The following is a 13,208-nucleotide window of genomic DNA, read 5'->3' as shown; positions in this document are numbered from 1 at the left end:
AGCCCTAACCCGGAGTGCGCGAGATCACCCGCCGTAATGCTTTAAATCAAGGAAGAACCTCCATGAAGCTGACCGCCAGCCTCGCACACCACGCCGATCCGCAACTCTACCTGCAATTGGGCGAACTGATCGCCAGCACCGGCGCTGACAGGTTTGCCTCGCAGATGCTGCGCCTGGTCGATGCCCAGGTGCCGATCCACAGACTCGAGATCAGCGAATGGACGCTTGACCCACGCCAGGCCAGTGTCAGCCGTATCCGCTTGCTGGGCACTGCCGGTGTGCAACCGCAGCGCCCCAGCCCGCAGACCCTGCGCCACCCTTTGCTGCAAAGCATCATGCAGATGGATGACCCGTTGCTCATAGAATTCAAGGCGCCGCTGGACGCCCAGCGCGCCCATCAGTGCCACCTGGTGTCCTGCAGTGGCGACCGTCGCTGGATGATCTGCTTCCACCGACTGCCTGAACAACGCGCCTTCTCGCTGACGGAACTGTCGCAGCTCAAGAGCCTTTCCGACACCTTGCTGCCGCTGGTCGAGCATCACGGGCAATTGCTCGACCAAGGCCTGCCACGGCGAGCGGGCGCAGCACTGGACGACATCCAGGTTGGGTCACTGCGCTGCGCCTTCAACGAGCGTTTGGCACAGGAAGGGGCCAAGCTCTCCAGCCGCGAACAGGAGGTCTGCATCGGCTTGCTGACCGGCGCGACCGTGGCGCAGATGGCGCAGAAGCTCAGCGTCAAGAACAGCTCTATCGAAACCTACCTCAAGCGCGCCACCGCCAAGCTCGGGGTCAGTGGCCGCCACGGGCTGGCAAAATGGATGGCCGGCGCCTGATTGCACGAGAACCCCTGCGATGCTCAGACCCGCCCTCACGCTCTGTGCCGCCCTGCTCGGCGGCTGCGCCCTGGCGCCCGCCTACCACCGCCCAGCGACTCCCGTTGCCGATCAGTTCCCGCAGGGGCCGGCCTATCAAGGCGATGCCTCGAGGCGCGCAGAGGCCGAGGACTGGCGCCAGGTATTTCTCGACCCGGCGCTGCGCCAGTTGATCGACAGCGCCCTGGCGCATAACCGTGACCTGCGCCAAGTGGCCTTGAATGTCGAAGCCTACCGCGCGCAGTACCGCATCCAGCGCGCCGAGCTGCTGCCGAAGATCGCGGCCAATGCGCAGGGCAAACGCCAATACCTGCCCCGTGGCATGACCGGCACCGGTCAGGGCGTGGTCAGTTCGGCCCATACCGCAACGCTGGGCATCAGTGCCTATGAGCTGGATCTGTTCGGCCGGGTACGCAGCCTCAGCGATCAGGCGCTGTTGACCTACCTGGCCAGTGAACAGGCGCAACGCGCCACTGAGCTCGGGCTGGTGAGCAGCGTGGCCAGCGCCTACCTGAGGTGGCGAGCCGACCAGGAGCTGCTGGTGCTGGCACAGCAAACCCTGGCCGCCGATGAGCGCAGCCTGCGCTTGACCAGCGCCCAGCGCCGCGCAGGTTCAGTATCGGCGCTCGCGCAGATCCAGTCGCGCACCAGCGTCGACAGCACGCGCGCTGCGGTAGCACGTTACCGGCGCCAGGCCGCCCAGGACCTCAACCAGCTGACCCTGCTGGTTGGCGTCAACGTCAACGAACGACTGGCTGCCCTTCCCCTGGCCGCCGAACAGATCGCTGGCCTGCCAGCAGGCCTGCCCTCCGAGCTGCTGCGCCGACGCCCGGACGTCAACCAGGCCGAATATCAGTTGCGTGCTGCCAACGCCAATATCGGCGCCGCGCGGGCAGCGTTTTTTCCGAGCATCAGCCTCACCGCCAACGCCGGTAGCAGCAGCCCGCAGTTGGCTGGGCTGTTCGATGCGGGCACTGGCACCTGGCTGTTTCAGCCTCAGATAAACCTGCCCATTTTCAACGCCGGCAGCCTGCAAGCGAGCCTGGACTACGCCGCCGTGCAAAAGGACGTCCAGATAGCGCACTACGAGAAGACCCTACAAAGCGCCTTCCAGGAGGTCGCCGATGGCCTGGCCGCACGCGCGACCTACCAGCGCCAGTTACAGGCGCAGCGCGAACGGGTGGCGGCCAATCAGCGTTACTACCGACTGGCCGAGCACCGCTACCGCATCGGCGTGGACAGCAGCCTGACGTTTCTCGATGCGCAGCGCTCGTTGTTCAGCGCCCAGCAGGACTTGATCGGCGACCGTTTGGCCCAGTTGGTGGCCGAGGTGAATCTGTATAGCGCCCTGGGCGGGGGGTGGCGCGACGCGCACAGCGGCGGGCTATCTGGCACACGCGTGCCATATAAAAATAATGCGTTTGATAATGATTCGTAGTACTTTCGCGGCGCTTTTACTTTCCCATTAGCGTTCTTGATCAGGATCGTACCGTCGATGCGCCGCACATTCGTCTCGCTTTGTGTGCTTCACGCTGTCTGCCCATTGGCTTTTGCCGACCCCGAATTGCGTCCCGGCCAAAGCCTCATCGAACTCCAGGCCTTGAGCATCACCAGCGCCGCTGACAGCGAACGCGTCGACGGCCCGGTGGAAGGTTACAAAGCCAGCCGCTCGGCCTCTGCCACGCGCACCGATACCGCCCTGCACGACACCCCGCAATCGGTCAGCGTGGTGCCCAAGGACGTGCTGCAAGACACCGGCGCCACCCGCTTGCAAGACGGCCTCGACTACGCCGGTGGCGTCGGCCGCGCCAACAACTTCGGCGGCCAGGGGTTGACCACGTTTACCGTACGCGGCTTTACCACGGGTGAGTTCTACCGCAACGGCTTTCCGATCAACCGTGGCTACCCCAATGCCCCTGACGCCAATACCGTCGAGCGCCTGGAAGTGATTCGCGGCCCCGCCACCAGTCTGTATGGCCGTGGCGATCCGGGCGGGACCTTCAACGTGGTCAGCAAGCAACCACTGGCCGAGCCGAAGGTGACCTTGGGCAGTCAGTTGAACGACCAAGGCATGCATCGCGCCACCCTGGATGCCAGCGGCCCGTTGAACACCGACGGCTCGCTGGCCTATCGCCTGAATGTACTTGGCGAAGGCGGCGAGAGCTTTCGCGACGACGTCGAAAGCGAACGCTATGACGTCGCGCCGGTGCTCAGCTGGCAAGTCAACGAGGCCACCAAGGTCATCTTCGAAGGCGACTTCATGCGCAACAACCACCCGTTGGACCGGGGTTTGACCCGCCTGCCCGGCCAGCGCGGCAACGCTTCGCGCGACACCAACATCTGGGAGAAAGGCAGCGACAACCTGCTGCACAATGACAACAACATGGCCCAGCTGCGCTTCGAGCACCTGCTCAACGACAACTGGACACTGGGCGGTGGCATGCAGTGGCTGGACGGCTCGCTCAAGGGCAATGCGGTGGAAGCCAACGGCCTGCAGGCCGATGGCCGTACCCTGGGACGCAACTTCAACTACCGCAAGCTGCAATGGACCGACCGCGACTACCAGCTCAACCTCACCGGCTACTTCGACACAGGCAGTTTCTCTCATACCCTGCTGACCGGCATCGAGTACGAGGATTATGACTACAACTCGATCATCCAGCGTTCGGCGGCAGGTGCCGGCGCCTACCCGATCGATATTTTCGACCCGGTTCTGGGTCAGGCGCGCCCTGCCCTCACCCGCACCACCACCCACGACAAGGAAAACCTCAAGACCTGGGCGGCGTTCGTGCAGGACCAGGTGGCGCTCACCGATCGCCTCAAGGCCCTGGCCGGGGTGCGCTTCGAACGCTTCGAACACGACTATGACAACAAACTGAACAATGCCGGCGATTTCAGCAAAGGCGAGAACGGCGTGACCCCGCGCCTGGGCCTGATCTTTGATCTGACCGATACGCTGGCGATCTATGCCAACACCGCGCGCTCGTTCAAGCCCAACAGTGGCGCCAGCCTGCAAGGCAGCGGTTTTGACCCGGAAAAAGGCAAGTCATACGAGCTCGGCGTGAAGTGGGAGGCGCTCGATCGCCAGCTGAGCATCGATGCCGCGGTGTACCACATCGTCAAGGAAAACGTGCTGACCCGCGACCCCAACGACCCAAGCGGGACTTACAGCGTGGCAGCCGGGCAAGTGCGCAGTCGCGGCCTGGACATCAATGTGGCCGGCAACCTGACGCCTGAATGGCGCATGATCGGGGGCTACGCGTATGTCGATGCCGAGGTGACCAAGGACAACGTCATACCGAGCGGTACACGTTTGGCCAACATCCCGCGCAGCAGCTTCAGCCTGCTCAATACCTACGAGTTTCAGGATGGGCCGGCCAAAGGGCTTGGCCTGGGGATGGGGGTGAAGTACGTCGATGACCGCGCTGGGCAGACAGCCGCCAGTACCTACACAATGCAGCGCTACAGCGTGGTCGACCTGCTGAGCTTCTACAAGCTCAACGAGCACGTGCGCTTGAACCTGGACGTCAAGAACCTGTTCAACAAAGGCTATGACGAAGGCGCCTTCAATACCTACGCCTACCCCGGCGCGCCGCGCACGGTGCAGGCAGGGATTGCCTACACCTTCTGAATGAGCGGGGGCCGCGAGGCGGCCCCCTGTGCATCAGAAGCCTTTGCTGTAGAACAGCGAGTACGACTCGATACCGTCGTTGGGTTCCTTGATACCGGCGTTGGAATAATGGATGGCGCGCACACCCACTTTCTGCTCGCCCGGCAGTTTCACGCCGAAGCCGATGCGGTCTTCGAAGTTGAACGAGGAACCCAGGCGCTGATCACCGACGTCGGTCTTGGAGAATGCAGCGATACCGATACCGGCTTCAATGTAAGGGGTGTAGGTGAAGCCGCTGAATTCATAGGTGAACACGGGGCTGAACGACAGCGAGTGCGCCGCGCTGGCTTCGCCGCCTTCCCAGTAGGTGTAGGCCGCATCCCAGTAGCCGGACACGTAACCTACATCGCTTTGCAGCCATTTCTTGTCCCAGTCGAACGACATGCCGACGCGGTAGGTCATGTCGCCCTGGCTGGTGACACCCACGGCTCCGGAAATCTGCGCGGCCTGGGCGAAGCTTGTGCCGGCCAAGGCCAATAGCGCAGCAGCCAGGGTGCTGGCAAGACGGGTTTTCATCAACGACTTCTCCTGATGGTCAATACCAAAGAGCCGTGACCGGTACGGTGACGGCTGCTGGCAATTGGGGGCTCATGCCCCTCGATTTTTCAGTGACAGATGTCGCCATCTGTCACAAGACGTAATACTTTTTTGATTATTGTCCAGTTAATCAGAAAGATGAAAGTGAAATGCCACTATCGTCTGATATTTATCGGCCATTTCTGCCCAATGTTGAGCGCATCCGGACACCTTCACTGAGCACGGCGTTCTTCCAGCAGTTTCACGAACATGCTCAGGCTGCGCGACACCGTGCCGCGGCGCCATACCAACCAGGTCTTGAGGTAGCGAAAATCTTCCTGCATGGGCCATGCACACACGGTGCTGCAGCCGGGCATGTTGTCGAGCATGCTGCGCGGCAGCATGGCCAGGCCCGCGCCGGCACTGACGCAGGCGAGCATGCCGTGATAGGACTCCATCTCATGAATCTTGCCGGGCACTGCCTGATCCTGGACGAACCAGTTCTCGAAATGATGGCGATACGAGCAGTTGGCGCGAAATGCATAGATGCTCGCGCCGTTGACGTCCTGGGCACGGCTGACGGGCGCATGGTTGAGCGGCGAGATGACGACCATCTCTTCCTCGAATACCGGGATGCCCTCAAGCGTGGGGTGCAGTACCGGGCCGTCGACGAAGGCGGCTACCAGGCGCCCGGCCAGAACCCCTTCGAGCATGGTCCCCGATGGCCCGGTGGACAGGTCGAGGTCGACTTTAGGGTAGCGCTGGTTATAGGCGGCCAGTAGCGCCGGGATACGCACTGCAGCGGTGCTCTCCAGCGAGCCCAGGGCGAAAGTGCCTTGAGGATCCTCGCCGGCCACGGTCAAGCGCGCCTCGTGCACCAGGTCGAGAATGCGCCGAGTGTATTCAAGAAAATTCCAGCCGGCCGGAGACAGGCGCAAGCGGCTCTTTTCACGGATGAACAGCGCCACTCCCAGGTCCTCCTCCAGCTGCTTGATCCGCGTGGTCAGGTTGGACGGCACTCGGTGGATATGCTGGGCGGCAGCGCTGATGCTGCCCTGCTCGGCCACCGCCTTGAAGATTTCCAGTTGCACCAAGTCCACAGTCATTCTCCAAACGTGAATGTTTCGCTCATTATTATTCAGTTTTCATCAAACCCATAGCCCACTAATCTGGACTCACTAACCAAAGCAGTGAGAGTGTCCAGCCATGAGCGCGATCAGCAGCCTGACCCACGCCATCTCCGTCGACCCGTTCAGCGGCGAGCAGATTGGCGCCTATCCCTATGACACCGACGCCGCACTGGAAGCGGCGCTGCAACGCGCCAAGGCTGGCTATGGCCAATGGCGGCAGGTGTCGCTGGGTCAGCGCAGCGAATACCTGCTTGCCCTGGCCAGCACGCTTGAGGCCAAGACCGAAGCCTTTGCGAAGATGATCAGCCGTGAAATCGGCAAGCCGATCACCCAGGCCCGCGGTGAAGTCGCCAAATGCGTCGGTCTGTGCCGCTGGTACGCCGAACACGGCCCGGCGATGCTCGCTGCCGAACCTACGCAGGTGGAAAAAGCCCGTATCGAATACCGCCCGCTGGGCCCGATCCTTGCGGTGATGCCCTGGAACTTCCCGATCTGGCAGGTGCTGCGCGGTGCGGTACCGGCGATCCTGGCGGGCAACACCTATGTACTCAAGCACGCGCCAAACGTGATGGGCAGCGCCTACCTGCTGGGTGAGCTGTTCAGGGAGGCCGGTGTGCCAAGCGGCGTGTTCGAGGTGCTGAACGTGACCCCTGAGGGCGTGACCCGTGCCATCAACGACCCGCGCATCGTCGCCGTGACCCTGACCGGCAGCGTCCGTGCGGGCATGGCCATCGGCGCGCAAGCCGGGGCTGCGCTGAAGAAATGCGTGCTGGAGCTGGGTGGCTCAGACCCCTTCATCGTCCTCGCCGATGCCGACCTGGACGCGGCCGTGCAGGCGGCGGTAATCGGCCGCTACCAAAATACCGGCCAGGTGTGCGCGGCGGCCAAGCGCCTGATCGTCGAGCAGAGCATTGCCGAGGCGTTCACTCAGAAATTCGTCGCGGCCACCCGCCAGCTGAACATCGGCAACCCGTTGCAGGACGACACCTACATTGGCCCCATGGCTCGCTATGACCTGCGCGACGAGCTCGATGGCCAGGTGCAGGCTACTTTGGCCGAAGGCGCGACGCTGCTGCTCGGTGGTAACAAGCTCGAAGGCGTGGGCAACTTCTACGCGCCCACCGTGTTCGCCAACGTCACGCCGGACATGACCGCGTTCAAGCAGGAGCTGTTCGGGCCGGTGGCGGCGATCATCACCGCGCGTGACGCCGAGCATGCCGTGGAGCTGGCCAATGACAGTGAATTTGGCCTGGCCTCGACCATCTACACCGCCGACTATGCGCTGGCCGAGCGCATGACAGCAGCGCTGGATACCGGCGCGGTGTTCATCAACGGTTACTGCGCCTCCGACCCACGGGTCGCCTTTGGCGGCGTGAAAAAGAGTGGTTTTGGGCGTGAGCTGTCGCACTTTGGTGTGCGTGAATTCACCAACGCCCAGACCGTTTGGCTGGATCGCAACTGATCAGCCCTTGGGGCTGCCTGGCAGCCCCGACGCTCAACTGCGCGTCTGGTCCTTGACCCAATCGAGCATCCCACCCGGCACGATCAGTTCGTGCCGGGCACGCGAACAGGCCGTGTACAGCCCTGCCAGCATGCGCGCACGCTCGTTGCGGTTGCCGGCGGCGCCCGGCGCGACCATCAGCTCGGGCGAAACCATCACCCGGGCAAACTCCATGTTCTTCACATCGCAGACCCGGCCGAGGAACAGCTTGGGCGCCTTGTCCCAGCGATAACGGCTCTTGGCCTTGGCGAAGTGTTCAGCGGTATAGCCCTTGCGCAGCATGCCGGCCACGGCAATGAAGGCTTTGTCGTCGCCCTTGTCTTGCTCCAAGGCCTGCCAGCTCGGATAGCGAAACAGCATCGGGTGACGTGCTCGGGTGCCGTAGCGGTACAGCTCGATGCAGTCTTCGACGAACAGTTCGAAGTCCTTGCGCGCGCCCTTGAGCAGCACGAACGGCACGCCCTGATGGGTCAGACGCTGGAACCAGCCGAACAAGCCCCATTCGTCATCGACGATCAACACGGTCGGTTGCTCGGGAACGCTCACCGCGTCGAAGAAACTGACCCGCGTGTAGTGCTCGGCGCTGCCGCTGAAGGCACCTTGAATCGCTGCCGGATGGGCCTGGATCAGCGGGTTCAGCACCCCGTCCATGGCAGGGCCTGCGCGCAGCGAGTGATCGATGCAGCGCTGGCGGATGAAGCTGCCATGGTGGGGGCTCAGGCCGTTGAGGTTCTGCAGCTCGTCGCCCAGGGCGATGACCGACTGCGGGCTGCGATCGAGCAACGCCAGCATGGGCGCGGACAGTTCATGGGCTTCATCGACGATGACATGGCGGTAGCGGCTGTCGATCACCTCAGCGGTCAACGACAGCAGCTTGACCCGATGATAATCACGCACCGGTAACTGGATCTCGCGCGCGGATGGGCGTATCAGTTCCTGCCAATACAGCCGCGCCTTCTCCAACAGCACCTGCTGGTCCAACGGCGTGCTGCCCGGCCCGGCCCATGGCAAGTGGTGCAGTTGCACGTCGCTGTCGCCACTGCGGCAGAAACTGCGCACTGCCTTGATGCACAGGGCGACGACGTCGCAGGCGGCCAGCGGGCCAATGTCGGGAATGTTCAGCCAGCGTACCACCTGCGCTTCCTGCGGCCGCCAGGACAACTTGGTGCGATACGGGTCGCGCAGCCGCCAGCCATTACTGGTCAGGTCGCGGTTGAGGATTTCGTCGGCCAATTGGCCGAATGTCAATGCAGTGTAGGCCTCGGGGTCTTTGACGCGTGCCCGCAGCGCCCGTAATTGGCCTTCGGTCAGGGCCAGCAACAGGGTGCGCTGGGGCTCGAGCAGGCGGGCGAACTGGTGAATGAGGAAGGTCTTGCCGGTACCGGCGAAGCCCTGCACGGCCACCGACTCCTCGACGCCGCAGAGGAACTCGCGCAGCAGGCGATGCTGCTGGTCACTGAGCGTGAGGTCGCTGGCCAGGGCGGGTAGGTGCACCGGGTGCAGCGGGGTGACGCGCTGCCGGTAGCTGCTGGCGAACTGGAAATTCCACTGGCCGTCGGGGTCGAGAAATTCGGCGGGCTGGTATTGGGTTTCGGCAGATACCAGTGCGACGCCGTTCTCCCCGAGCAGGCCCAGGCCCATGGCGAACGCCTCGCGGTCGAACCGCTGCGCGACGTGGCTCTGAAAGCGGTCAGGGGCTGCTTGTTCGACGTCATTGGCGATGCGCACGATCTCGGCGAAACGGCGTTCCTGGGTGTCCGCGGTGGCATTGGCCGGCTGGCGGGGGACGTTTTGCACGAACAACACGGCGGCGGCTTCGAGCAGGCTGGCGGCCTTGAAGAAATCGGTGGCGTCGGATGGGGTGGCCAGGTGGTCGGCTTGCTCGCTGGTCAGAGGCAGGTAGAACATCAGCTATCTCGGGTGGAAACTGGTGTGCACGATAGCAAGTTTCCGCTTTGGATGCTGGGGGTTGGGTTGGGGTGATGTTGACTGCCGCGCTGGCCTTTCGAGCTGTGCGCTGCAAGCCAACTTGGTCCTAGTGTCTATGCCGTCTGCTTTTACTTGGAACTTGCGGCTTGGAACTTGTGACTGCTAGTGTGAGGCCGTGGTTGTCTTGAGCACTGCTGCGGTATTCAATTGCTATAGCGACGCGTAATCACCTTTTCGCCTTTACGGCGAGTCCCTTTTTGACGGGGCAAAAAGGAACCAAAAACCCCTCGCTCCCACATCCGGCCCCTGCGCTGCGCTCCGGGGTCCCCTCGCTTCGGCGTCTTGCGGGCCCTGCGCGGCCACAACTTGCTTCGCAAGTCGTACAGCTCGCGTCCTCCGGCTACGCCGTCGGGGGTGCTACGCACCCTGGGCCCTCCAGACACCTACGCTCGGCCTCCTGAGGTCGCAATTTGCGTTGCCTGAACTATCGCGCGCTTAGGATCAAAAGCAAAGCAAAGCAAAGCAAAGCAAAGCAAAGCAAAGCAAAGCAAAGCAAAGCAAAGCAAAGCAAAGCAAAGCAAAGCAAAGCAAAGAGGCTGCGAGAAAAGCAGGTCCAATATGCTAACGCCGTTTGTTATCAATTGAAGTTCACGACTTAATACTTTCTGCTTCTGCTTCTGCTTCTGCTTCTGCTTCTGCTTCTGCTTCTGCTTCTGCTTCTGCTTCTGCTTCTGCTTCTGCTTCTGCTTCTGCTTCTGCTTCTGCTTCTAAGCGCGCGATAGTCCAAGCGACGCAGATCGCGACTTCAGGAGGCCGAACGTAGGCGTCTGGAGGGCCCAGGGTGCGTAGCACCCCCGACGGCGTAGCCGGAGGACGCGAGCTGTACGACTTGCGTAGCAAGTTGTGGCCGCGCAGGGCCCGCAAGGCGCCGGAGTGAGGGGACCCCGGAGCGCAGCGCAGGGGCCGGATGTAGGAGCAGGGGGTTTTTGGTTCCTTTTTGCCCCGTCAAAAAGGGACTCGCCGTAAAGGCGAAAAGGTGCCTATGCGCCCACATCGCCAATGAATGCGCACCGTACGTGAAAGCCAATGCCAGAATTCGAATCAGAACCGGATCCAGAACCAGAACCAGAACCACAGCCCAACTCAAACCGAAGCCCTACCCCGCCGCCGAATAGTCTCACTCGGAAACTCCTTGAACAACTGCCGATAACTCTCTGAAAACCTTCCCAAATGCCAAAACGACCAACGCATGGCAACCTCAGCCACGGTCACACCCTCACCCACCAGCAAATCCCGACGCGCCCCATTAAGCCGCCGCATTCGCAGCCACTGCCCAGGCGGCATCCCGGTAAACCCTTTGAACGCCTGCTGCAACTGCCGCAACGACACCCCAGCCACATCGGCCAGCTCGACAAGATTGAGCGTCTCCTCCGGGCAATCAGCAGCCCATTGACTCACCCGCCGCATGATCGCCCGCTCCTCATCCCGTCGCCCCAGCGCGCCACCCTGCAGCCGCTGACAGGCGTTATCAAGGATGAACAGACAGTCCTCCAGCAATTGCTCGGCCAGCGCCTGCGATTGCAACCGGCAATCAGCCTGCCCCAGGCGGGTGAGCGTTGCGCTCAGCCAACTGCCGAACAACGCGTTCTGGCCACTGCCCAACGGCACCATGAACAACCCTTCAAGACGCTGCGGATCCACCCCATGACGGGCGAGAAAAGCCTGGTCGAACACCACGGCCACTTCTTGATAGTTCTCCGGCGTGATCCAGATGTTGCGGCTCTGCTCATTGAGCAGATACAGACTGTGATCGCTCTGATCGAAACAGAATGCCAAAGAACCGCTAGGGGCACGGAAGAACTGCTCGACCCGCGTGTTGAGACGCTCTTCGTACACCTCTACCCCGTCAAGCCCGAGGCAGCGCAAGTGACCACTGAACAGCCCCGGCGACATTTGCCGGTAGTGCTGATGCCAGCCAGGCGTGGCACGTACCTGCTCGGTGACATCGCACGTGTGATACGCCTGAACCTGCAACGCTTGGGAGTTTGTCACGCAAAGTCCTATTGCACTCTTTTGGTGCATTGATAGTCGCAGAAAGTGGATAGATCACCATACTGTCCTGCGCCCAAGATAGTCCGCAGCGCGGCACCTGGGAAGCGGCATGAAACGCTTCCCCATAAAAAACCCAACCAAGAGGTCTGTATGAACGCCCCCTTCGATCAGCTTTCCACGTGGCTGAAAGAACACCGCATCACCGAAGTCGAATGCGTGATCAGCGACTTGACCGGCATCGCCCGCGGCAAAATTGCGCCAACTGCCAAGTTCCTGCATGAACGCGGCATGCGCCTGCCAGAGAGCGTGCTGCTGCAGACGGTCACCGGCGACTACGTGGATGACGACATCTACTACAGCCTGCTCGACGCTGCCGACATCGACATGATCTGCCGGCCCGACCCCTCGGCGGTGTACCAGATCCCCTGGGCCATCGAACCCACCGCGATCGTGATACACGACACCTTCGACAAACAAGGCAACCCGATCGAGCTGTCGCCGCGCAACGTGCTCAAGAAAGTCCTGAAGCTGTACGCCGACAAAGGTTGGCAGCCCATCGTCGCGCCAGAGATGGAGTTCTACCTGACCAAGCGCTGCGAAGATCCCGACCTGCCCTTGCAAGTGCCGCTGGGCCGTTCGGGCCGCGCGGAAAGCGGGCGTCAGTCGTTCTCCATCGACGCGGCCAACGAATTCGATCCATTGTTCGAAGACGTCTACGATTGGTGCGAGTTGCAAGGGCTGGACCTGGACACGCTGATCCACGAAGACGGCCCGGCGCAGATGGAAATCAACTTCCGTCACGGCGACGCACTGGACCTGGCCGACCAGATCACCGTGTTCAAGCGCACCATGCGCGAGGCGGCGCTCAAGCACAACGTCACCGCGACCTTCATGGCCAAGCCGATCACCGACGAACCTGGCAGCGCCATGCACCTGCACCAGAGCGTGGTCGACATCGCCACCGGCAAGCCGGTGTTCGCCAATGACGATGGCAGCATGAGCGCGCTGTTCCTGCACCATATCGGCGGCCTGCAGAAGTACATCCCCAAACTGCTGCCGATGTTCGCGCCCAACGTCAACTCGTTCCGCCGCTTCCTGCCCGATACCTCGGCCCCGGTCAACGTCGAGTGGGGCGAAGAAAACCGCACTGCCGGGCTGCGCGTGCCGACCTCAAGCCCCGAGTCGATGCGCGTGGAAAACCGCCTGCCTGGCGCCGATGCCAACCCCTATCTGGCGATCGCGGCCAGCCTGCTGTGCGGCTACCTGGGCATGATCGAGCGCATCGAGCCCAGCGCGCCCGTGCAGGGCCGGGCCTACGAGCGGCGTAACCTGCGCCTGCCGATCACCATCGAGGACGCGTTGCAGCACATGGAAGACTGCCAGACCGTGCAGCGTTACCTGGGCAAGCAATTCGTCCAGGGCTACGTGGCGGTCAAGCGCGCCGAGCACGAAAACTTCAAGCGCGTCATCAGCTCGTGGGAACGCGAGTTCCTGTTGCTGAGCGTGTGACCTGAGGGGGCGCGGTGCGCCCCTTGCAC

10 protein-coding genes are annotated in these 13,208 nt (G+C 62.3%); 5 read left to right on the top strand and 5 right to left on the bottom strand.

The window, feature by feature from the left end:
* The first annotated feature begins 62 nt into the window (after positions 1-62).
* The 3 genes from ACLEJW_RS21115 to ACLEJW_RS21105 are packed head-to-tail and all read left to right on the top strand — an operon-like array spanning position 63 to position 4,503.
* Positions 63-833 (top strand): helix-turn-helix transcriptional regulator, encoded by a 771-nt coding sequence (locus ACLEJW_RS21115; protein WP_145192500.1) that lies wholly within the window; start codon positions 63-65, stop codon positions 831-833.
* A gap of 19 nt (positions 834-852) precedes the next feature.
* The gene (locus ACLEJW_RS21110) at positions 853-2,310 is read left to right on the top strand and encodes an efflux transporter outer membrane subunit (RefSeq protein ID WP_440778200.1); all 1,458 of its coding nucleotides are present in this window, start codon (positions 853-855) and stop codon (positions 2,308-2,310) included.
* Between the two features lie 57 nt (positions 2,311-2,367).
* Positions 2,368-4,503: a TonB-dependent siderophore receptor gene (locus tag ACLEJW_RS21105; protein WP_440778199.1), complete on the top strand. Its 2,136-nt coding sequence runs from the start codon at positions 2,368-2,370 to the stop codon at positions 4,501-4,503.
* Positions 4,504-4,536: 33 nt separating this feature from the next.
* On the opposite strand, the gene ACLEJW_RS21100 is transcribed toward ACLEJW_RS21105, so the two are convergent.
* Both ACLEJW_RS21100 and ptrR read right to left on the bottom strand, forming a co-directional pair.
* Complete coding sequence (locus tag ACLEJW_RS21100) at positions 4,537-5,058, bottom strand: acyloxyacyl hydrolase (RefSeq protein ID WP_145192492.1); 522 nt, start codon at positions 5,056-5,058, stop codon at positions 4,537-4,539.
* A gap of 233 nt (positions 5,059-5,291) precedes the next feature.
* Entirely contained in the window at positions 5,292-6,158 is an 867-nt protein-coding gene (ptrR, locus tag ACLEJW_RS21095) for a putrescine utilization regulator PtrR (RefSeq protein WP_145192617.1), read from the bottom strand.
* Between the two features lie 106 nt (positions 6,159-6,264).
* On the opposite strand from ptrR, the gene ACLEJW_RS21090 reads away from it, so the two are divergent.
* Entirely contained in the window at positions 6,265-7,650 is a 1,386-nt protein-coding gene (locus ACLEJW_RS21090; protein WP_145192490.1) for an aldehyde dehydrogenase family protein, read from the top strand.
* Between the two features lie 33 nt (positions 7,651-7,683).
* Here ACLEJW_RS21090 and ACLEJW_RS21085 read toward each other — a convergent pair whose 3' ends face one another.
* The 3 genes from ACLEJW_RS21085 to ACLEJW_RS21075 all read right to left on the bottom strand — a co-directional run bounded on the left by ACLEJW_RS21085 (position 7,684) and on the right by ACLEJW_RS21075 (position 11,670).
* On the bottom strand, positions 7,684-9,597 hold the full coding sequence (locus tag ACLEJW_RS21085; protein ID WP_440778198.1) for an AAA family ATPase: 1,914 nt from the start codon (positions 9,595-9,597) through the stop codon (positions 7,684-7,686).
* A 669-nt stretch (positions 9,598-10,266) separates the two neighbouring features.
* The gene (locus tag ACLEJW_RS21080; protein ID WP_440778197.1) at positions 10,267-10,470 is read right to left on the bottom strand and encodes a hypothetical protein; all 204 of its coding nucleotides are present in this window, start codon (positions 10,468-10,470) and stop codon (positions 10,267-10,269) included.
* A gap of 291 nt (positions 10,471-10,761) precedes the next feature.
* A complete protein-coding gene (locus ACLEJW_RS21075; protein ID WP_313299852.1) occupies positions 10,762-11,670 on the bottom strand; it encodes a helix-turn-helix domain-containing protein in 909 nt (302 codons plus the stop codon).
* A gap of 150 nt (positions 11,671-11,820) precedes the next feature.
* Between ACLEJW_RS21075 and ACLEJW_RS21070 the strand changes: the two genes are divergently transcribed.
* Entirely contained in the window at positions 11,821-13,179 is a 1,359-nt protein-coding gene (locus ACLEJW_RS21070) for a glutamine synthetase family protein (RefSeq protein ID WP_145192478.1), read from the top strand.
* Positions 13,180-13,208 lie beyond the last annotated feature (29 nt).

It is taken from the genome of Pseudomonas sp. SMSB3, from assembly GCF_052041965.1.
Classification (GTDB): domain Bacteria; phylum Pseudomonadota; class Gammaproteobacteria; order Pseudomonadales; family Pseudomonadaceae; genus Aquipseudomonas.
This window is presented reverse-complemented; position numbering and strand designations above follow the sequence as displayed.

Excerpts from the sequence above, each read along its gene's own strand:
- ACLEJW_RS21115 (WP_145192500.1), top strand. The coding sequence starts at position 63 with ATGAAGCTGACCGCCAGCCTCGCACACCACGCCGATCCGCAACTCTAC.
- ACLEJW_RS21110 (WP_440778200.1), top strand. The coding sequence starts at position 853 with ATGCTCAGACCCGCCCTCACGCTCTGTGCCGCCCTGCTCGGCGGCTGC.
- ACLEJW_RS21105 (WP_440778199.1), top strand. The coding sequence starts at position 2,368 with ATGCGCCGCACATTCGTCTCGCTTTGTGTGCTTCACGCTGTCTGCCCA.
- ACLEJW_RS21100 (WP_145192492.1), bottom strand. The coding sequence starts at position 5,058 with ATGAAAACCCGTCTTGCCAGCACCCTGGCTGCTGCGCTATTGGCCTTG.
- ACLEJW_RS21090 (WP_145192490.1), top strand. The coding sequence starts at position 6,265 with ATGAGCGCGATCAGCAGCCTGACCCACGCCATCTCCGTCGACCCGTTC.
- ACLEJW_RS21085 (WP_440778198.1), bottom strand. The coding sequence starts at position 9,597 with ATGTTCTACCTGCCTCTGACCAGCGAGCAAGCCGACCACCTGGCCACC.
- ACLEJW_RS21070 (WP_145192478.1), top strand. The coding sequence starts at position 11,821 with ATGAACGCCCCCTTCGATCAGCTTTCCACGTGGCTGAAAGAACACCGC.